This window comes from Bradyrhizobium sp. WYCCWR 12699 (assembly GCF_032144035.1).
Taxonomy (GTDB): Bacteria; Pseudomonadota; Alphaproteobacteria; order Rhizobiales; family Xanthobacteraceae; genus Bradyrhizobium.
Genome location: NZ_JAVTJN010000033.1, coordinates 349,569 through 369,763 on the forward strand (window position 1 = coordinate 349,569; position 20,195 = coordinate 369,763).

Here is a 20,195-nt window from a genome sequence, read left to right on the forward strand (position 1 = left end):
GCCAAATCGAAGGTCATGCGGCCTGCCGAATTCTTTTTTGCTGCTCGCCCAGAGTGTTTGGCTCCAACCGGAATTGGGGTACGGCTCTTCGGCTAGCTCCGCGGCCAAGCCAATTGATCAGGGCTTCCTGTTCGGTGAGCGAATTACCGAGTGCGGAAAACACGACGGTACTGATAGCTTGTTGTTGACTGCGCAGGTGGTCTTCAACCAGCTTGTGTCGAGTGACATAGCCTGCGTTCACACCAGGGATAGAATGGTTCATGAGGAGCTTGGCATCGAATTCGGAAACGCCGGCAGCGGTGGCAATCGTCCGAAATGTCTGACGAAGGTCATTGCCCCATTTTGACAAAACATCTCGACCCTCCTTTGTTTCCGCTAAATGTCCTGAGGCGCTCTCAGCTGGGAACAACCATTTTTGCGCTTGAGACGGATGCATTTGCCTGCCGAAACGAAGCACCCGAATGAGACTCAGGATCATTTCCCGAGACAACGGGATGTCGAACGCTCGCTTGCTGCCTCCCTTGGGCTTTGGGATGTGGAGAGTCCGCCGTCGAAAATTGACGTGTTCGGGCTTGGCCTGCTGCAATGCGGTAGGCCTAGACCCACACAGCAGCGTGAAGAGATGGAATTCACGCCGGATTGGATTATCTAGGTTGGCCAGCTCGAGAAACCATTCTTTCAAATCGCCGGTGCCCATACCAGTATTCCTGCGCTCCTCCTGATTCCAATCGACAGCATCTGCGGGATTGTCACGCGGCAGCGATCGATTGGTCTTACGCGCATGATTGTAAATGGCCCTCAGCGTCCGCATGCTGCCATTTGCCATGTAGGGACCGTTCTCCTTGGTAAGTTGATCATGCTTTTCGGCGACGCGAGCGGGATCATTCGCGAGATCCAGTAATGGGATGTCCAGCCATTCCGAAAAGAGACGTTCAACATGATCGCGATACCCGCTTATCGTTTTCTCGCTGCGGCCTTTTCGGATCAAGTGGGCTTCCAGATAGCGTTGCCAAGCCTGCTTCAGGGTAGCGACCGCTACAGCACCATTCCCATCGGTCTCAGCCTGTTGGGCCTTTCCGTCTTGCCTCGCTTTCGGGTGCTGTCCTTTGCTGATCTGAGCAAGATATTCCTTGGCAATCGCGCGGGCTGCCCTGGTCGTCAACTCGCTGGCGTCACCAATCGATACTCTGATGGAGGAGGCCCGCTTTCCTCGTTGTCTAAGATCACCTTGAACAGTGAAGGTCCGTTTTCGCTTCCCGACAACCACGAAGAAGCCTTTCAACTCGGTGTCCCGAGCCAAATACCAGCCATCCTCAGGAGTCGGCAGCCGAGCGATGGCCTTATCGCTGAGAGCAATGCGAATGTCGGTCATGAGGGGCGACGTGAACTGCTAAAACGGTTTTCAAACGGGTTTGGCGAGCCGAGGTGTTTGAAGGTCTGCGTTCGCCGGACTGCGAAGCTATGCGACAAGTCCCTATAAATAAAAGGTCTTCTGCGACCTCATCGTAATGTGGCGCAGATTCAGAAATCGAAGCGAGGCGCCGGTTTTGAACTCTTAATCAGCGGGTCCCAGGTTCGAGCCCTGGTGCGCCCACCACCCTTAAGATATTGGCCCGCAAGGGCTATTTTCATTTCTTGAATAGAACTAATCGAGTCTCGTGCGACGCTTTTAGTGGTCGCACGTCGCACGCCGTGCGACCTGACAGATATTCGGGACCTTATTCATCGGAACGAGCGCAGAAGGTCGTTGCTCGCGGACGGCGTTGGCAGAGTTGGATGACCCAATGCCAAAGCGTACGTCGCGTCTTACGAAGGCGGAAAGCGTTGCGGGATTGATTAAGTGCGCCCCCCCGGCGACTGCGATCTTAAGGCACAGCCGGACAAACGAAATTCTGCCGCCGTCCGTTTAGCCCTTCATTCCTTCCTTTCGAACCTGCAGTTCGAGCCTGTCGGTGCCAGAATCAGCGCGAGCCGCATTTCGGGCGCGGTAGTGCTTCACGATGGTCTGCGCGCTTCGGTATCGGGAACTTTGGGCGGCTTTGAATCGAGGGGAGTGTCAAGCTGCCGAATACAAGTGAGTCGGGAAGGGCGGGGGCGGATGATCCATGTGGCCGCACGGTCGCGACATGTTCGGTTGAGGGCAGGGATCTTGGGGAATGGCTTGTACGCAACGGTCTTGCATTGGATTGGCTCCAATATTCGAAGGGCAGATATCACGAAGCCCAGCGCGAAGCTAAGCGCGCCGTTCGGGGACTCTGGACAGGGAGCTACGTCGAGCCCTAGCTCTATCGTGCATGCATCCGCGCAAGCGGGAAGCCGTCCGCCTATTTGGACGACGCAAATGCCCATCGTTGATGGCCTCAACTGCAAGGCTTTCAATCCACAATGTGATGGCCGATTACCGGACTTACGCTGGTGGCTCTAGCGAGGTTCGGGCGACCCACGCTAACCCATCATTCTCATGATCTCACTGCACAAATGGGAATGAAAGGGTTGGAGCCAACCGTGAACTGCCGGCCTCGGTTACGCGCTTGAAGTGGACGGTCGACTCAAAGCCGAATTTGCAACCAGAGACGGCGCCAGAGCAGGTGGAGAAGAACTAAAGAAGCGTTTGCTTCAGATCAGGATCTATGACGCGCAGACGAATGCGCGCGAGGAAATTTAGATCCTCCCATTGGCGGGTTTTTCCCGCTTGCGCGCCGCGCGTTGGAACACGTGTGTGGAAGACATATCCAGACAATCTACGAAAAGAATAGATCAAAGCCTGCCGACATAACCGGCTTTTTCCCATTTCAGTTCGAGATCATCGGCTACGCATTGCGGCGCTTGGACCGCGCTCTGATCGAAATAATGCCTGAAGTCGACATGCACCCGCATATTGTCCGGCCGATAGGAGGACATGCGGTCGTAGACCAGTACCGGACCGGCCTCAAAGTGGCGATAGACCGACTTGTGAATTGGCGATTTGGACAGCCCCGTTGTCTCGTCAGCCGGGATCTCACGGAAGCCCAGTTTAAGAAAGCTGCCCGCCTGCTCATTATGCTGTGGCCCAGCAGGATCTGGTGACAGGCGCAGAACGCTGCCGTCATGCTTGAGCCCGTTAGGGATGAGGGATGCTGCTGCTAACATCCAGTTCAGCGCAACGTCGACAGCCGAGTCTCGTTCTCTAGATAGCCTCCGCCAACGTCCGCATGCACGCCAGGAAACCAGACCCGTTCAAAGAAGATGTTGCCTAGAGCGTCGCGCGTGTAAGTCCGAGAGCCATCGAGTGGATTCCGCTTCACGCGCGCGAAATCTTCGCGGTTCTCATCGATCGAGATCGCATGCTTGGCGTAGGGAACGTTCGGATTGAGCGTCGTGTCGTAGAATTTATGCTTGGGCGGCGCGAAATGTAGCGTAACGAGCCGCTTGAAAAAGCCATGGCCTGGCAAGGCCGGTGCAATCTTCAGATAGTTCTTCGTTAAGATCAGGGCCGTGAAGATTCCGAGATAGCTCAGGTCACGCGTCACATGTCCGGCCCATGGGTAGGAAGGCTCGAGCCAGCTTCCAAGGTAGTGAAGGCCAATCAGTACGTCTTCGAGCAGCCGTACTGATGCCGGAATGGGGCGGCAATCTCTGCGCGGGTGTCCAACAGAAACTTCCAGCAGCCATAAGCATCCTTGCGGCTATAGGACGGACAGAACTGATAGACGTCCTTGACTGCGTGCTCAGCCAGCTCATGAATGCTCTTCGGATCGCGGCGCAACGGCGGGCCGTCAGGCATGTGGCGCGGGATGCCGCAGTCCGGCTCTCGCCCGATGATGCATAGAACTAGCATACCTGAGGAGCCATGAATGTTCGAAAGCGGACAGACGCGAGTATTGCGCCCGACTAGGCTGCGAGCATCCTGGACGCTGGTGAAGCGCTCAGGGCCTAACAGCATCAGCGGATGCCAAATGTGCCGGCTGCGCTGAAGCGGCTCCGTCCGCGAACGCAGTGTTGCCGCTGCGTGCCGGGTATGAGGCAGGAGCAAGCTCGGCAGATTGGCTCAACGATGGTCGTTCCCGTGCGCACTGTCCTTCTCATTTTGGGAATATGGCTACTGGTGAACGTTCTGTTCGTCGTACTTGTCATGCCCGCACGCAGACCGGCGCCTGCTCGGCGCGCAGGAATTCCATCTCCGGTGAGGATCAACACGACGGCCGGTCGTCCGGACCATCAAGACCCACCACTTCTGCAGCGCGGGATGACGCCGGTCGCAATCAGAGTTCTTTTCGTCGTGCTCCTCCTTCCAGTCTTTCGAGCGTGGAATGCGGTTCGGCGACGCTTCAGAGGACACCACGACTAGAAGTGGGGCCATCGCGCGCTTGAGATTCTCGTCGATCTTCACAGCGGCGCCCCCTCCAGCGCTTCAGCTAGACCATCACGCAGATCGCAAGTGCGCTAGCTATGGCCATGCCTCCAAGCACCGGTATCACGATGACGATCGGCAACGGCGCAATGTTGCCGTTGTCCGGTAACATCCACAATACGGGCACGATCTCGTTGAACTCGACCGGCGCGGAGACCGACCTCCAACTTGTCGGGCACGGCATTTTGCTTGAAGGTGGCGGTCAGGTGCTGTTGTCCGACAATAGCGAGAATAGTGTCAGTGGAGCTGTTTCCGACGTCACGCTGACCAACATCGATAACACCATGTCGGGAGCCGGACAGCTTGGCGAGGGGACATTGAGTCTTGTCAACCAAGGTACAATCAATGCGACGGGCATCGACGCGCTCGAGATCGATACCGGTAGCAACATCATCGTCAATTCTGGAACGATTGCGGTCAGCGGCAGCGGCGGTCTGGTCATCGACAGCAACGTGGACAATTCGGGGCTGCTGTGGGCGCATGGCGCCAACATCACTCTCAATGGCATCGTAAGCGGCGGCGGCACCGCATTGATGGATGGCGTGGCTACGATCGAATTCGGAGCGGCTTCATCTGCGCATGTTGGGCTTGATGCCGCGGGCCACCGGGACAATCGTGCTCCATGACCCCTTCGACTTCGGCGGTGTCGTGTCCGGGTTCAACGAAGATGACCACCTGGATCTGCTCGACGTCGCATTCGGGGACGGCACGACCACGAGCTATGTCGCAAATCAGGCCGGCACTGCGGCATCGTTTAATTTTATTATAGCGATGCTCATCCGTAATAATCCGGTGATTCCTTCCCGACTCCAGCCAGTGCCCTGCCCAGAATTCGATTGGTGAGGTAGCTATCTTCTTTGTTTCACGACGTTTTTGTCGATTTCCGGATGGTCGCGATGCGGTGGTTTTGCGATGGTTATTCAATTAAGGCATTAATACATTAAAAGTTGACGATAATAAACATTTAATGAATAGTTTATCGCTGGCGGGGCCGGAGATAAATCCGCAGCCGCTGAAGTTGCCGAGGTGTCTGCAAATCTTGAGAGAAGGGATTTCTCCTATGTTGCATCATTTCATCGAGACCAAGGAAGCGTTGAAGCGTCTGCGGACGGACCAGGACGGCGTGGTGTCATTCGAATACATCATCGTCGCCGTTTGCATCGTTGGCGCAGTAGGTGCCGTGTTCGGCGGTGGAGCTGGTGGCCAAATCGGGGCCGCCTTGACGACCGGGATCAGCGCTATCACCACCGCCTTCGCCACTGCGATCGCCGGCTGAAACGGCGATTTGACTCCAGAGGGGGGCATCGGAATGTGTCCCCCTCTCGAATGTTCCTTCCTGCGTTCCTAGTGTGCCTTCCACCTCTTTGAGGCATGCATTTTCATGAGCTGGGTTTCATACATCGCCTCGATTCTTGAAATCGTGTTGTTGCTCTACGTCGCAACGATCGATGTCGCGACGCGTCTGATCCGAAACGAAATGTGTCTTGCGCTGACGGCCCTCGGGATCGCCAGTCAATTGCCCAATCCGATGCAAGTTGCCGAGTCGCTGATATCGGCCGCGATCCTCTTTCTGCTGCTGTTCGTCCTGTACACGCGCGGAGGCATCGGCGGCGGCGATGTCAAATTGCTGACTGCGCTGGCGATCGGATTTACACCGACCGGCCAGATTCAGCTCCTGACCATAACGGCGCTGGCCGGCGGCGTTCTTGCCCTGGTGCATCTGATGATGCGCCACCTGCCTCATCCCAAACTGGCACCCGCCAGATCGTCACTCCCGCGCCGAGTCTACGCGATCGAGCGTTGGCGCCATTTGCGACACGCCCCGCTGCCCTATGGGGTTGCAATAGCGTGCGGGGGCATCTGGACGATTTTGAGCAAAGGATTGTGAGATGTCATCCGCGTTGCGTCTGTCGATCATCATGGTGCTTCTGCTCGCAACCACTGCGTTCGGGCTGATCGCCTACAACATGAACCTGCCGAAGGCGCCCGCTCCGGCCCCGGTGCAAGTCACGGAGACGGCCCCGGCCCCGGCGACGACCGCCGGATACTTCGTCGCGGCGCGTTCCTTGCCGAAGGGGACTTTGGCCCGCGAAGAAGATTTCACCGTGCGGTCGGTGCCGCCGGAGCGCATTCCCCAGGGCGCGATCCTCGAGACGCCCGAGTCCAAGGCCGGACTTCCCGGTTCTCTGATCCGCAGGTTCGTTGAAGCAGGGAGTCCCGTGACGTTGCAAGACATCCTGCGTCCGCGGGATCGAGGCTTCCTGGCCAGCGTCCTGGCACCGGACAGCCGTGCCATCAGCATCAAGGTCGACGAGGAGGCGGGTGTCTCCGGCCTGATCAGGCCGGGTGATCACGTGGACGTCGTGTTGACCCAGGTGTTCGAGAAGGCCGACACCGCACGTCGAGCCCTGAGCGAGACCGTTCTGCGCAACGTTCGGGTCATCGCGATCGACCAGGAGATCGTGCAGGGCGCACGACCAATCGGCGGAATGGCAGGCAAGCAAATGCAAACAGTGTCCCTGGAGCTTGCGCAGGAGCAGGTCAAAAAAATCATCGTCGCAAAGCAGCTCGGAACACTGTCCCTGGCCGTACGTGCAGCAGTCGATCAATGGGACAAGGCCGACACTGGCGCGATGTCGAGCTGTGATGTGTCCCCTGAACTTGCTCGCCAGTACGCGATCGCACGTCAGAGAACGGCAGTCGTCATTCATTCGGGCGGCGAGACCAAGCAATACACCGTCAGAAAGCAAGACGAGGACGCGCTCGTCAGCTGCGAGGGGGCCTCGGAAGTCGTGCACCAGACCGCAACGGCCGAAGATTATGCCAACAGGTTTTCGGAGAGACGTTGATGAACATTGCCATAGCCGCTCCGCCCGAAGAAACGACATCGATCGTCACGCGTAACCGCATCGTCTGTTTCGTAAACGATGAGATCAGTGCCGCGGCTTTGCGCAAGGGGCTCGAAGGCGCCAACCTCTCGATCAGGCGCGGCACGATCCGCAATGCGATACGGATGCTGGAATCCGACACAGATCTGTGCGCGCTGGTAATAGACATCAGCGGCATCGATGATCCCTTCACTGAACTGGAAAGGCTGGCCGGCGTCTGTCCGCCCGATGTCCGCGTAGCTGTGATTGGCGAGAACAGGGAGATCACCTTCTACCGTGAGCTTCTGGAACTCGGCCTGGCCGAGTATCTGCCGCGGCCGCTCACGCGTGATTTGGTGCTGGACCAGTTGCGCCCAAAGCTGCTGGGCGACGTTGCGGCTAACCAAATCGATCGTGGCGGTCACGTGGTCTCGATCTGTGGGGCGCAGGGCGGGGCCGGCGCCACGAGCATTGCGATCAATCTGGCACTGCAACTGGCCGAAACCACCAAGGCCAAGGTGGCGCTGCTTGACCTTCATCTGCAGGGCGGCGAAGCCGCCGTGATGCTGGGTGTCCGTCCCGGGCCGGGGCTGCGCATCGCCCTGGAGAATCCGATGCGGGCGGACACACTGTTCCTCGAGCGGGCGGCAATCGAAGTCAACGAGCGGGTCTGTCTGGTCTCGGCTGACGAGGATCTCGATGCGCAGCTCGAAATCACGGAAGCCGGCGTACGACACGTGCTGGGTCTGCTCCGTCAACGGTTCAACTACATCGTCGTCGATGTGCCCGTCCCATTCCCCCCGTCGATCTATCCGGTGATTACGCTTTCCCGTCACGTGATGGTGCTGCTCGAAGCCGAGGTGACCGGACTTCGCAATGCCCACGCACTGCGCACCGCCATCACCAACATCGCCGGCAAAGATCGGGTCTTTACCTTGCTCAACCGGGCCGGTCGTCCCGGTGGACTTCCCAGGGCGGCAGTTGTCAAGGCGATGGGCGCAGAGCCGGACATCGTCGTTCCCGATCTCGGCAAGGGGATGACCGAGGCTGTCAATCTCGGAATTCCAGCTCTGAAGCACGTCAGGAAGTTGCGACGTCACCTTGCACCGATTGTACGGGAGATCAGCGGTGTCGGCGCCGAGCGGAAGAGTTGGTGGAGGAGGGTGCTCACAGCACATCTGCGATGAAAAAGTTCGGTCGGCGCGACGAAGAGGCGTCCGTTTTTGTAGCTGCGTCAGGGACTGGGCTGCCTGGTCCTGCGGCAAGCTTGCCTCTGTCGATGCCCAACGTTGCTGCATCTGCGCCAAGCGCGCCTCCACCCGCGTCAAACGTGCCCGCATCCGCGCCCAGGCGCGACGAACCCCCGATCCACCACCCGGTGATACCGGCTTCGTTGCGTGAACGGGTCATCGAGCAGATCGAGCCAGCGGTGGCCGCAACGGTTTCGCGGGAAGTTCTTCGGCGGCAGATCGAGGAAATCATCCATCAAATTGCCAACCAGGAGCGGCTCGAACTGTCGGGGCGCGAGCAGCTTCAGCTTGCGGACGAGATTGCCGACGACATGACGGGCTACGGGCCGCTCCGTCCGCTGCTGCTCGATCAATCGATCGACGATATCATGGTGAACGGTCCGAGCAACGTCTACGTGGAGCGAAGCGGCAGGCTGGAACGAATTGCGGTGCGATTCCGCGACAATGATCATATCGCCTCCGTCGCTCAGAAGATTGCGGCACAGGTTGGCCGGCGCGTCGACGAATCCAGCCCGATGGTGGACTGCCGCCTGCTGGATGGCAGCCGCGTCAACATCATTCTCCCGCCGCTGGCGATCCACAGTCCGTGCATCTCCATCCGGAAATTTCCAAGCCGCCGTTTGGATATCGCCGGATTGATCGAAAATGGCTCAATGACCGCGGCCATCGGTAAACTGCTGGAGATCGCCGCCCGGTCTCGGCTCAATATCCTGGTCTCGGGCGGTACCGGATCCGGCAAGACGACGCTCCTGAACGCGATGAGTCAATTCATCGATCACAGCGAACGCATCGTAACGATCGAGGATGCGGCGGAGTTGCAGCTTCAGCAGCCGCACGTGATCAGCCTGGAGACCCGGCCTCCCAGCCTGGAGGGCACGGGCCAGGTGACGCAACGCGATCTGCTCGTGAATGCCCTGCGCATGCGGCCCGACCGAATCGTGGTCGGCGAAGTCCGCGGCGCGGAAGCTTTCGACATGCTCCAGGCGATGAACACCGGCCATGACGGATCTATCTCTACCGTCCACGCGAATAGTACCCGGGATGCCCTGACCCGCATCGAAAACATGGTGCAGATGGGACAAGTCAATTTGCCGTCGCGGGCCATTCGAGCTCAGATCGTCGCTGCACTCGATCTCATTGTGCAGGTCGAACGCATGCGGGACGGGCAACGTCGCATCGTTCAGATCAGTGAAGTCATTGGCCTCGAAGGGGAGGTGATCACCACCAATGACATCGCAGCCTTCGAATACAAGGAGGAGGATGAGCAGGGTCGTCTAACGGGCACCTATAGGTGCAACCTTGCAACCCCGAAATTCAAGAGCCGTCTTGTCTATTACGGGCTGGATGGAGCGTGGGCCGAGGCAATGAGGCAGATATGATGCCGGAGTCCGTAATCGCGTCTTTTCTGGCGCTCGCGATGTGCGCAGCAGCCATTTCGCTGTGGCTCGACGCTCGGGAGCGGCGCATCAATCGCCGGCTGGCGGGTGCTCTGCCAGCTTCCCATCCGGCAAACCTGCCATCCATTCGCCGCTTGGAGACCGGGTCTCCGTCGCTGTTGCTCCATCGCGTGGCAAATTACAATCGCGAGATACCTTACACCTGGCATCCAACCTACGTGCTGCTTGCCGGCGCCATCGCAGCAGCGGCAATCCTCTACACCAATCGCCTGCTGGGATTCTCCATTCTCTACGTGTCCGTCGCGGCGACATTTGCCGCCATAGTCGTCGTGCGAGGTCTCTTTGGATGGCAGCAACGTCGCTTCGCCAGGCAGCTTTTTCGACAGCTGCCTGATGCGATCCAGCTCGTGACGAGCACCGTTCGATCGGGTCTGCCCGTGCACGAAGCTTTTCGCGCCCTGGCGCGCGACATGCCGCAACCGACGGCTGGGCAGTTTGCCATCGTATGCAGCGAGGTGAATCTCGGAAGACCTCCCGAGGACGCCGTCCAAAATGTCTATCGGCGAACGCAAGTGGCGGAATACGCGATGTTCGCAGTGACCCTTGCAGTTCAGCTGAGATCGGGTGGCAGCCTGGCGGAGACCTTACAGAACCTGGGAGACACCGTGAGGCAACGTGTTGCACTGGCTGCGCGGGCCAAGGCGCTGGCAGGAGAGGTGATCTTTTCCTCGCGGGCGCTGACGATCTCGCCCTTGCTTGGGGGCGGGGTGCTGTACGCGGCCAATCCGCAAACGGTCGATCTGTTGTTCACGGATCCGGTTGGAAACAAGCTGCTGGCTTATGCAGTGGTCTCGGTGCTTGTCGGGGCCTTGGTGATAAGCTGGATGGTCAGACGGGAAACGGCACTATGACGCTTGATATTGGCCTGGTGGCCCTCGCATTCGCAGCCGGTGCTGCGAGCTGCGTGTTGATCATCCGCGAAATGCACATTCGCGCTTTGGACGTGCGGGTGTCGAATGCCGTGCTGGGCGTTGCCGGACGGTCAGCACCCTTCCAGGACATGACTGGTTGGTTTTCGTCGCTCGGCATGCGGTACCGCCGTTTCTACGCAGAGGAAAATCTCGATCAACTGCGAGCGATTCTTCAATCAGCCGGTTTCAATCATCGTCGAGCCCTGCCGACCTGGATCGGTGTCAAGGCGGTCAGCATGTTCTTGTGCCCGATCCTTGCCGGAGGGGTCGCCCAGCTCTTGGGGAAGCCGCTGCTGGACGTGCTGGTCTTCACACTGATGGGCGTGGCGGTCGGGATCGTGGGACCGCGGTTGATACTGGCGATGCTGAAGCGGCGGTTTGATGCCGCCATTCGTCTGGGCACGCCGGATATGATCGATTTGCTGGTCGTGTGCAGCGAAGCGGGAATGGGCCTGGAGAGCGGGCTGGCACGCGTAGCGCAGGAAATGAACGAGACCAATCCCTCCATAGCCGGGGTCTTGAGGAATCTTCTTGATGATCTCCGGATACTGCCTAGCCGCAGCGAGGCATTCGAGAAGCTGGGAGCTACGTCGGATGGGCTGCGCCGATTCGGGACTATGCTCGCTCAAAGTCTGCAATACGGGACGCCGATCGGCCAGGCGCTGCGGAGCATCGCCGTCGACCTGCGGCGAGAACGTATTACCAAGCTGGAAGAAAGAGCACACAAGCTGGGCGCCAAGCTGACCATTCCCATGGTGCTGTTCCTGCTTCCAGCCATGTTCGTCATTTTGGGAGGAAGTCCCATTCTGCATCTCGTCCGTTCATTTGCCAGCTTCGGTAAATAGCCATGAGCACGGTTGTCCTGTCGAAAACCCCCTCCTACGATCGGACGATGCAGCTGTTCGGCGGCATGTGGTTCATGTTGCTGGCAGTTGGCGTCGCCATCAAGATTGGCGCGTTGCCCAATGATCCCTGGCCCTCGCTCTTGTCGAGCGTATGCCTTGCGATCTTCTACGTAGTGCTGGCGCTGTTGACCATCTCGCGGCCGCCGGCAAAGGCGCAGGCGGAAGGTCTTCTCCCGAGAATAGCGGCGTTCGTCGGCACATATATGCCGTGGACGATCGCCATCTTCGGCCAGACCGACAAGGCGCTACCAAACCTGGCATCCACCGCTTGCGTGTTGATCGGCATGATCATGATGCTGGTCACGATCAGGCATCTGGGCAGGTCGTTCAGCCTGGTGCCACAGGCGCGCAACGTGGTGCAAACGGGTCCGTATCGGTGGATCAAGCACCCGCTCTACCTTGCGGAAGAAGTCGCGGTGTTGGGTGTGGTGCTGAAAAACCCGTCGCTGCTGACAGCCATCCTGCTCGTCCTGCATATCGGCGTCCAGATTTGCCGAATTCATTACGAAGAGGACCTGCTTCGGCGCAACTGCCCGGAATATTCGAGTTACGAGGCCTCGCGCTGGAGATTGATTCCTTATGTTTGGTGACGGCTATTGATCCGGTGACGACCGGGAGCGGTGAGTATCGATCAGAGGTAGGCTCATGAGCCACAAGACATCTTTCATCGGAAATCAACGCGGCGCCGTCGCCCTTGAGACACTGATTGTGTACCCAGTCTTGGTGGCGTGCTTGCTCATGGCGCTCGCCGACTTAGCTGCTGCGGGCTTCCAGTATATCTCAGCGTGGAGCGCTTTGCGCTCCTTCGGGCAGTATGTGCAGTACTATAATCCGCTCGGCCCTGACGGCACGGTGACTTGGCGGCCAGGGCTACAGACGACAGTTGCTGGTCATGCGATCGGCAACATCCAGGTCAAGTGCGGAGACGCAGGAGCGGCCTGCTCGCCGAGTAATCTTGGTTCTCCGAAGTACATTACATTTTCGACGACTATCACTTTGGCTCCGATTGTGTGGAGAGGGCTGCTATGTCCCACCACTTGTACGTACACGCTGCGTTACTCAGAACGCTTCCAATAGGTGCTTCCATGCGCCGTCTGCTCAATTCCGAGCGAGGCTCGGCAGTATTCGCAACAGGCATCGCCCTCGTGCCGCTCATCGGAGCGGTTGCCCTCGGGGCCGAGGCCGGATCGTGGCTCGTCACCCACAAGCACGCGCAGAACGCCGCTGACTCAGCCGCCTTCTCGGGCGCCTTGCGACTATCATGCACGATGGCGGGTGCAGCCTGCGACACGCAATCAGTAGATTATCGTGGCAAGGAATTCGCGGCACAGAACGGGTTTTGCAACTCCAGCCCGATGGACACCACGCCCTATCCGGACAGCCAGTGTCCGACAAGCCTACCGACCAGAGTCTCGCGAGCCGTGCAGATCGATATCGGCATCTACAATGCGGGCACGTTCACAACGCCGCCAACAGGCACCGGCAACGCCGTTCGCGCCAGGGTCAGCCAGCAACAACCGGCCTACTTGTCGGCAGTGCTGGGTTTGACGACCGTCAACATCCCCGCCCAAGCCATAGCGCTGGTCCAGCAGCCGACCAAGGCATGCGTCCTCGCGCTTGGACCTGATTCAGGCGCACTCAAGCTGGCTGGCAATCTCAGCAACAACGGAACTGGCTGCGCGCTGATGTCCGATACGAGTGTCCAACTCGCCAGCGCTCCATCTTTCACCGGCTCGGGATGGGCGGTCTATGGTGTAAGTGGCTGCACCCCATCAGGCACCTGCAGCGGTCTTAGCGTGTCGCACAACTATTTCATGACGTACGCTAGCAATCCGCTCAGCAAACTGGACACCGCGTCGTTCAACAGCAGGACGGGCAATACAAACATGCCATGCACCCTTCAGCCGGATGGGTGGAAGCATTGCACGCCAAATAGCGCCGGGACCGGAGCTTACGGCAGTTTCACGGTGCAGAACGGCGACAAGTACGTTTTGGACCCGGGAACATACTTCTTCTACAAGGCAAATATAAAGATGACCGGCGGACAACTGAAAGGCGTAGGCGTAACCCTCGTCTTGCTCGGAGACTCGCAGCTTACCATCAACGGGGGTACGGCTGATCTCTCCGCACCTGCCACTAACACGTTCTCCTCCGATCTAAATGGCGTCCTGATTGACGATCAGGCTCCGAGCAAGACCAGCAACAAGGTCACCATCAACGGTGGCGGTCTGGTTAGCCTGGGCGGAGCGATCTACTTCCCCAAGGTCGATGTTAGCTGGGCCGGTACGACGGCCAGCACCAATACGACCTGTTCGCAAGTGATCGCGAAAACGATCGACATGAGCGGTGGCGGCTACCTGAGCACAGACGGGTGTGCTCCGGCCACGATCATTTACACTCAAATGGTCGCTTTGGTGCAATGATGAGAAAGCTCGACAATCGCGGTACCGCGCCGTTTGAATTCATCATGGTGTTCGTGCCGCTTTTTACGTTGATGTTCGTTATCTTCGATCTCGGACGCTATGCCATCACGATGCAGTCCTTGCGGACGCTCGCGAGCGCCGGTGCCCGAGCGGTCATGATTAGCTGCTATACGCCCGCCATGCTGCAAAGCCCGCCGCAGTCGCCGGCCGGCTGCACCGGGGATCCACTCTCCACGGCGGCCAAGCAGAACGCGGCGCCCTTCCTGTATTTCGGCCACCTCACACCAACGCTGACTGTCGGCGCCAACGCCAACAATTTGACCGTTACAGCTTCCCAGGCCCAGTTTACCATGCTGATGCCGATATGGGGCACGGCACTCAATGCGCCGAGCGCGTCAACGCAAATTCCTTTCTAGTGCAGTCCCAGCCGATGACACCCAACCTCCAGGCCAATGCCAAGAAAGGCACCTCAGCGCAGCTTGAAATATGGCAGCATAGCTTACGCGTTTTTACCTGAGATTCGCCGTTGCCGCGCCGGTCGCGTGGCGCGTGCTTGGGCGTCTCCATGCCTGCGAGCCAGCGATTCGTTCGACGACGAGAGGAGAAGAAATGATGCTTGCCGGCAACATTGGAAAGTTTTCTTTGTCGCTTGAGGCAGCGCGGTAATCGTCTCTTCTTGCAAGGAGGCTGTTTGAGGGAGGATGATCTTGGAAGCACGCAAGTAACGAATTGTAGTGGGACAGCTAGTAAACTCTGCGACGTGATACGCGGAGGCAAATTGTTGGGGACATCGAGCACGTAGATTTGCGGGGGTGGCCGCGGATTACAGTTGGGGGGGACTCGAATGGGTGGTGATCGCGTTTCGGGTAGGGCTGTAGGGAGGCTTCTCGCCTTCGGCGTGATGGGCCTTGGTGCTGCGCTCGCCTCCTTTGCGTCCGCGGACCGCGCGACGGCTGCAGACCGGCGCTCCGGCGGCGTCTTCGTTAGCGAGATGAATGACGTCCAGCGGGTCAAGCTCGTCGTCAACAAGTCACGTACCTTCAGGGTCGACACGGCATTCGCGACCATCGTGGCCGGCTCGCCTGATATTGTGGACGTGAAGTCGCTCAGCGATCACCTGATCTACGTCCAGGGCAAGCAGACCGGCACGACAAACGTCATCCTGCTCGACTCCTCGATGAAGCAGATCGGCATCCTCGACGTCGAGGTGGTGATCGATACCGGCAATCTCCAGCAGAACATCCGCAGCAGCACTGGCGGGCACGGGATTCGCGTCTCGGCTTCCGAAGGGCAAGTGGTGCTCAGCGGAACGGCCGCCGATGCGGTTACGGCCGAGCGGGCCATGGCCATCGCCACCAGCACGGTGGCGAAGGGGGGCACGGTCGTCAACGCGATGAGCGTCGCGGCCCCGCAGCAGGTGATGTTGGAGGTGCGCTTTCTCGAGGTAAGTCGGGAAGCTGGCCGCAACCTAGGCGTAAACCTTTATGCTGCGAACGCTAATGGCACCAACGTCGGCAATACCGGGCTTGGTTCAACTACCGCCGTCGGGCGGGCGCCGATTGGCGGCATCAATAACATCACGCGGGCCCCAACCACCGGCAACACTAGCAGCCTTAGTGGCAGCAGCACCCCTGTTGGCGCAAATCCTGCCGGCAGTCTTCCGATACTCGGAACTTTGGGAACACTCGCCGGGACCGCAGGCGGCATCGCGCCGGCCCCGTTCGGTAGCTTGTTGACCAGCATTATCAGGACCAGCAGCGGCGGCTCGGTGGACCTATTGATCTCGGCGTTGGAAACCAAAGGATTGGCACGTCGGCTGGCGGAGCCAAATCTGACCACCCTGTCCGGCGATGCCGCCCGCTTCCTCGCTGGCGGCGAGTTTCCGGTGCCGATACCGACGCAGACGACGAACGGCTTTCCCACCATCACAATCGACTACAAGAAGTTCGGCGTTGAGCTCGCCTTCGTCCCCACTGTGCTCTCGCGCGGTGTGATCAATCTTCGCGTCGAGCCGTCGGTCAGCGAACTTGATTTCGCCAACGCCGTGACGATCCAGGGGACGACCGTTCCGGCGCTGACCCGCCGCGACGCGCGCACCACGATTGAGTTGCGCGACGGTCAGAGCTTTGCCATCGCCGGCCTGCTGCAGACCCGCAACCGCCAGGACGTTTCGCAATTGCCGTGGATCGGCTCGGTGCCGGTGATTGGAAGCCTGTTCAGCAGCAAGTCGTATCAGCAGGAGGAAACGGATCTGGTGATCATCGTGACGCCGCGCCTGGTCGCCCCGGCGGCGCCCGGTCAGCAACTGGCGTCGCCGCTCGACTCGCGGCTTCCGGCCAACGATGTCGATTTCTTCCTCAATGGTCAGATGGAGGTCCGCAAGCGGTACCATGATTACGTCAATTCCGGAGGCGAGGTGAAAGGACCGTACGGCCACATCATCGCGCCTGAACTCAGGGCCCCCGTCGTCGTCCCGGCCGCGAGTGCCGATCAGACGGTCGTCAAAACTCTAAACTAGAGGACGCGCGAGATGACGATCAGGTATCTGGCTCTGTTTGCGCCGTTCCTCCTTGGGGGATGTTACGGCGTCGCCGGTCACGACGAGGTGGACCGCTACTTTCAGCGTTCCGACAGCATCACGGTGACCGCCGGCGATGCCAAGCAGGTCAACGCCGTCACCCATACCATCCATCCATGGCCGCGAAACGTCGGTGACCGTCGGATTGCGTACGACGCGCGGCGCGTGGGGGCCGCCGTGACGCGTTACGGCAACCAGCAACAGCCGGTGGATCAACTCCCCGACATGGGCGATCCGACGAAGCTCATGGGCCAGCGGCCTCCGGTCACGCAGAATGTCAATGTCACCGGCCTGGGCGCGGGAGCATCGGCGGGAATATCGGTGCCGGTCGGCGGTCCGGCAGCGGGGGCTAGGTAGCGGTGTTGGTAGGTGAGTTTAGCGACGCGTATTTGCGCTCGGTGGAGTGGGAAATGTTAGGCCGAGCGGGGAAAAGGGTTATGCGGCGTGCCATCATACTGCTGACCTGTTGCTGGCTGGCGCCAGGCCTTGCAGGCTGTGACTACACAACGAGGGAAGCTGCCATCGTGGCTCCGGTCGAGCCACCGGGCGGGGACCCCGTGCAGGAGCCGACCGACGTCAAGTACTATCCCTCCGACGAGCCTGTGCGGCTCGGCCTGGAGCACTACAATCGCGGCAGTTACGGACTCTCACAGCGCTATTTCAAGGATGCGGTCGAGAAATCACCCAGGGACGTCACCGCCTGGATTGGGCTCGCGGCGAGCTACGACAAGCTGCGTCGGTTTGACCTTGCTGATCAGGCCTATGCCCGGGCGATCCGGCTCGGCGGCGAAACTGTGCAAGTCCTGAATGACCAGGGATATTCGTACATGCTGCGCGGCAATCTGAGTGCGGCGCGCCGAAAGTTTGAGAAGGCTTATTCGCTCGACCCAGGCAACCCGGTTATCGCCAATAACCTCGAGCTTCTCAATGGCAGCCGGCGGTTCATTGAAAGACCACCAAACAACCAGCCTTAACTGACGATCGGCTACTGCGATCGCGGCCAGTTCTCGTCAATTTGGCCCAATCACAGCATCAGCCTGACGGCTGCCGCTGCGTACGATGACAACAACGCCATTGCGAACGGTGAATCGCGCGCCGAGCAGTTTCCGCACCTTCTCCGTGATCGGAGAGGGAAAAGGAACGGTTTCTCCTACGACGGGATCGCCGACCTTTATCGTCTCGGTCGCGGGGCCGGCAACCGGTGCAGGCTTGATGTAGTCTCGGACAAGCTGAATCTCCTCACGTGACAGGATCAGCGGCGCCTGGTCAGGTTGGGCCTCCGACAGCGGTTTGGGTGCTCCGCTGCCAGCCTTTTCACGTATCTCATTGGTGCTTGCGATTTGATCGAGCCTGGCTACGCGTAGCTTGAGCGCGATGATGTCGCGTTGCAGCGTTGCGATCTCCGATTTGCGCGCGTTGACCTGCATGAAGACAATGATCGCGCAAACGCAACTCACGACGAAGCCGACGCTCAGCAGTGCGATCAGCCACCGCTCGAAGTTTCTCATCGACCCTCCGGTGGTCCGGGCGAGTTGATCGCGCTGGAGATGGCGCCGCCAGATGCGACGTGCTCGGTCGATCCAATTGGTGGAGCCCGTTACGACGGTTGCCGCCCGGCCCGACCCAAAATGCGAGGGTGACGAGGCGGATTGCTCTCGCGCCGGATCGATGAACGACGCCGTGTCGACTTGCTCAAGCCCTGGATTGTCAGGGACGCGATCCGTCGTCGTCAGATGAGCGGCAGGGTGGAGGGGATCCATCTGCTTATCGAGCCGGGCCATCTCCGCTCTCCATGCAGCCATCTATTAACCAACTTCAGCAGTTGCGCCGACGCGGCCAGAAGGGTACCCGAGGATTCGATCAATCGGAACGGAAAAGGCTCTAAGCCGCGGCGTGAGCCGCTCCAAGGGCAGCTTCAAGATAGAGAGCCAACTAGTTGCTAGAGTTCACCCCCGCGGATGCTCCGACCACGCCGACGTAGCCGGTCAAATGAAGCACTATGATCGTGCGACGAATGCCCACTTTCAGTCGGGACAAGTCCAGTGGTGCGACCAATAAGCCATTGATTGTGCTCAACTCGCCGTTGATTCTTAATCAGCGGGTCCCAGGTTCGAGCCCTGGTGCGCCCACCATATCAAGGCCTTAGCGAGAAAGACTGTTTGAGTAACTAATTTCTCAAACGATGTTTGTTTTGAAAGACCAGCCAGCGCGCGATGGGCTGCTCTTTGCATAGCTAAGCAGCCGGGATGTTTGGTGGTTGGGCTGGTCCCGGATTTCTCCAATGATGGACTGGAGCGGGAGTGGCGTTGCACGACGTGTGCACCGGAGATCAAAAAAATCTGGCGACAACTCGTGTGAGGGGCTTCAGTCCCTGAGCTCGGCACGGCTGGCATTGCGCGACCGCGGCTAGAGAATTGAACGCGGCCGTTCAAGTCTCCCGGCAAGGGAAATCCGTGGAGTCGACCGTTCCGGCGATCATGCTGAGCGACAGCGGCAGCCGCGCCTCCAGACGCGACAGCTCTGCTCCATCACCCGTGGGCTGCTCCGATATCGACTGTCTGCCGGATGGCTCGACTCCCGGCTATTGCGCGGTCCAGCCGCCATCGACGGCGATCGTTGTTCCCGTAATCTGGTCTGCTGCCGGCGAGCACAGGAAGGCCACGGTGCCTCCAAGTTGCTCCGGCGAGGCAAAGTCGAGCGACGGTTGTTTCTCGGACAGCAGTTCCTCGACGGCTTGCGTCTGACTGATGCCGCGTTGCGTGGCCATGTCGCTGATCTGCTTCTCGACCAGAGGCGTGCGCACCCAGCCGGGGCAGACCGCATTGCAGGTGACGCCGCTTCCTGCCGTCTCCAGGCCGACGACTTTGGTCAGGCCGACCAGTCCGTGCTTGGCCGCGACATAGGCGGCCTTGTGTGTTGAAGCGACAAGTCCGTGGGTGGAGGCAATGTTGATAATCCGTCCCCAGCCCTGCTTTTTCATCTGAGGCACCGCTGCCGCAATGCCGTGGAACGCGGCCGACAGGTTGATGTCGAGGATTGCATCCCACTTGGCAGCCGGGAACTCATCGACCGGGGCAGTGAACTGGATACCGGCATTGCTCACCAGGATGTCGAGACGACCGAATTTCTCGATCGTCGCGGAAACGAGTCTGCGCACGGCGGCCGCTTTCGACATGTCGGCACCGTCGTAGACGACGCGCACGCCGTGGTCTCTCTCGATTCTGTCGCGGATCGCCTCGATCTCGCCTGGCTCGCCGAAGCCGTTCAAGACAAGGTCGGCGCCGAGCCGCGCGAGTTCTCGCGCAATTCCGAGCCCAATGCCGCTGGTCGAGCCAGTGACGATTGCCACCTTGCCCTTCAACATCGGAATTGCTTTCGACGCCTGGTCGAGATTCATGCGCGGGTTCATGGTCG

At 59.4% G+C, this 20,195-nt stretch carries 21 protein-coding genes; 16 read left to right on the top strand and 5 right to left on the bottom strand.

All coding sequences use genetic code 11. The features are described from left to right. Positions 1 to 13: 13 nt before the first annotated feature. On the bottom strand, positions 14 to 1,372 hold the full coding sequence (locus RPS27_RS21810; RefSeq protein WP_313754342.1) for an integrase family protein: 1,359 nt from the start codon (positions 1,370 to 1,372) through the stop codon (positions 14 to 16). Positions 1,373 to 2,061: 689 nt separating this feature from the next. Between RPS27_RS21810 and RPS27_RS21815 the strand changes: the two genes are divergently transcribed. Further along, positions 2,062 to 2,283 carry a thermonuclease family protein gene (locus RPS27_RS21815; protein WP_313754565.1) on the top strand — a complete coding sequence of 74 codons (222 nt, stop codon included), beginning with the start codon at positions 2,062 to 2,064 and terminating at the stop codon, positions 2,281 to 2,283. Between the two features lie 474 nt (positions 2,284 to 2,757). On the opposite strand, the gene RPS27_RS21820 is transcribed toward RPS27_RS21815, so the two are convergent. Beyond that, entirely contained in the window at positions 2,758 to 3,129 is a 372-nt protein-coding gene (locus RPS27_RS21820; protein ID WP_313754343.1) for a hypothetical protein, read from the bottom strand. Positions 3,130 to 3,134: 5 nt separating this feature from the next. Beyond that, a complete protein-coding gene (locus RPS27_RS21825) occupies positions 3,135 to 3,509 on the bottom strand; it encodes a DUF2235 domain-containing protein (protein WP_313754344.1) in 375 nt (124 codons plus the stop codon). Between the two features lie 949 nt (positions 3,510 to 4,458). Between RPS27_RS21825 and RPS27_RS21830 the strand changes: the two genes are divergently transcribed. The 15 genes from RPS27_RS21830 (at position 4,459) to RPS27_RS21900 (ending at position 17,755) form a co-directional block, all read left to right on the top strand. Then, entirely contained in the window at positions 4,459 to 5,016 is a 558-nt protein-coding gene (locus tag RPS27_RS21830) for a hypothetical protein (protein ID WP_313754345.1), read from the top strand. Next, positions 5,006 to 5,233, top strand: a complete 228-nt coding sequence (locus RPS27_RS21835) for a hypothetical protein (protein WP_313754346.1) — start codon at positions 5,006 to 5,008, stop codon at positions 5,231 to 5,233. Before RPS27_RS21830 ends, RPS27_RS21835 begins: the two co-directional genes overlap by 11 nt. Positions 5,234 to 5,357: 124 nt before the next feature. Then, positions 5,358 to 5,666 carry a hypothetical protein gene (locus tag RPS27_RS21840; RefSeq protein WP_313754347.1) on the top strand — a complete coding sequence of 103 codons (309 nt, stop codon included), beginning with the start codon at positions 5,358 to 5,360 and terminating at the stop codon, positions 5,664 to 5,666. Between the two features lie 105 nt (positions 5,667 to 5,771). Then, positions 5,772 to 6,278, top strand: a complete 507-nt coding sequence (locus tag RPS27_RS21845; protein ID WP_313754348.1) for an A24 family peptidase — start codon at positions 5,772 to 5,774, stop codon at positions 6,276 to 6,278. 1 nt (position 6,279) lies between these two features. Beyond that, a complete protein-coding gene (cpaB, locus tag RPS27_RS21850; protein WP_313754349.1) occupies positions 6,280 to 7,239 on the top strand; it encodes a Flp pilus assembly protein CpaB in 960 nt (319 codons plus the stop codon). Next, positions 7,239 to 8,444, top strand: a complete 1,206-nt coding sequence (locus tag RPS27_RS21855; RefSeq protein WP_313754350.1) for a pilus assembly protein CpaE — start codon at positions 7,239 to 7,241, stop codon at positions 8,442 to 8,444. Before cpaB ends, RPS27_RS21855 begins: the two co-directional genes overlap by 1 nt. Next, positions 8,441 to 9,886, top strand: a complete 1,446-nt coding sequence (locus RPS27_RS21860) for a CpaF family protein (protein ID WP_409517557.1) — start codon at positions 8,441 to 8,443, stop codon at positions 9,884 to 9,886. The genes RPS27_RS21855 and RPS27_RS21860 overlap by 4 nt, the downstream gene beginning before the upstream one ends. Then, positions 9,883 to 10,815 (top strand): type II secretion system F family protein, encoded by a 933-nt coding sequence (locus tag RPS27_RS21865; RefSeq protein ID WP_313754352.1) that lies wholly within the window; start codon positions 9,883 to 9,885, stop codon positions 10,813 to 10,815. Before RPS27_RS21860 ends, RPS27_RS21865 begins: the two co-directional genes overlap by 4 nt. Continuing rightward, entirely contained in the window at positions 10,812 to 11,720 is a 909-nt protein-coding gene (locus RPS27_RS21870; RefSeq protein WP_313754353.1) for a type II secretion system F family protein, read from the top strand. The genes RPS27_RS21865 and RPS27_RS21870 overlap by 4 nt, the downstream gene beginning before the upstream one ends. 2 nt (positions 11,721 to 11,722) lie before the next feature. Further along, entirely contained in the window at positions 11,723 to 12,370 is a 648-nt protein-coding gene (locus RPS27_RS21875) for an isoprenylcysteine carboxylmethyltransferase family protein (RefSeq protein WP_313754354.1), read from the top strand. Positions 12,371 to 12,865: 495 nt separating this feature from the next. Further along, a complete protein-coding gene (locus tag RPS27_RS21880; protein ID WP_313754355.1) occupies positions 12,866 to 14,203 on the top strand; it encodes a TadG family pilus assembly protein in 1,338 nt (445 codons plus the stop codon). Beyond that, positions 14,200 to 14,619, top strand: coding sequence for a pilus assembly protein (locus RPS27_RS21885; protein WP_313754356.1), 420 nt, complete (start codon positions 14,200 to 14,202; stop codon positions 14,617 to 14,619). The genes RPS27_RS21880 and RPS27_RS21885 overlap by 4 nt, the downstream gene beginning before the upstream one ends. Before the next feature lie 428 nt (positions 14,620 to 15,047). Then, a complete protein-coding gene (locus RPS27_RS21890) occupies positions 15,048 to 16,721 on the top strand; it encodes a type II and III secretion system protein family protein (RefSeq protein ID WP_313754357.1) in 1,674 nt (557 codons plus the stop codon). A gap of 12 nt (positions 16,722 to 16,733) precedes the next feature. After that, entirely contained in the window at positions 16,734 to 17,138 is a 405-nt protein-coding gene (locus RPS27_RS21895; protein WP_313754358.1) for a hypothetical protein, read from the top strand. 80 nt (positions 17,139 to 17,218) lie between these two features. After that, positions 17,219 to 17,755 carry a tetratricopeptide repeat protein gene (locus RPS27_RS21900; RefSeq protein WP_313754359.1) on the top strand — a complete coding sequence of 179 codons (537 nt, stop codon included), beginning with the start codon at positions 17,219 to 17,221 and terminating at the stop codon, positions 17,753 to 17,755. Between the two features lie 36 nt (positions 17,756 to 17,791). On the opposite strand, the gene RPS27_RS21905 is transcribed toward RPS27_RS21900, so the two are convergent. Together RPS27_RS21905 and RPS27_RS21910 are read right to left on the bottom strand one after the other, a co-directional pair. Beyond that, on the bottom strand, positions 17,792 to 18,562 hold the full coding sequence (locus RPS27_RS21905; protein ID WP_313754360.1) for a hypothetical protein: 771 nt from the start codon (positions 18,560 to 18,562) through the stop codon (positions 17,792 to 17,794). A gap of 800 nt (positions 18,563 to 19,362) precedes the next feature. Continuing rightward, complete coding sequence (locus RPS27_RS21910) at positions 19,363 to 20,145, bottom strand: 3-hydroxybutyrate dehydrogenase (protein ID WP_313754566.1); 783 nt, start codon at positions 20,143 to 20,145, stop codon at positions 19,363 to 19,365. Between the last annotated feature and the right edge of the window lie 50 nt (positions 20,146 to 20,195).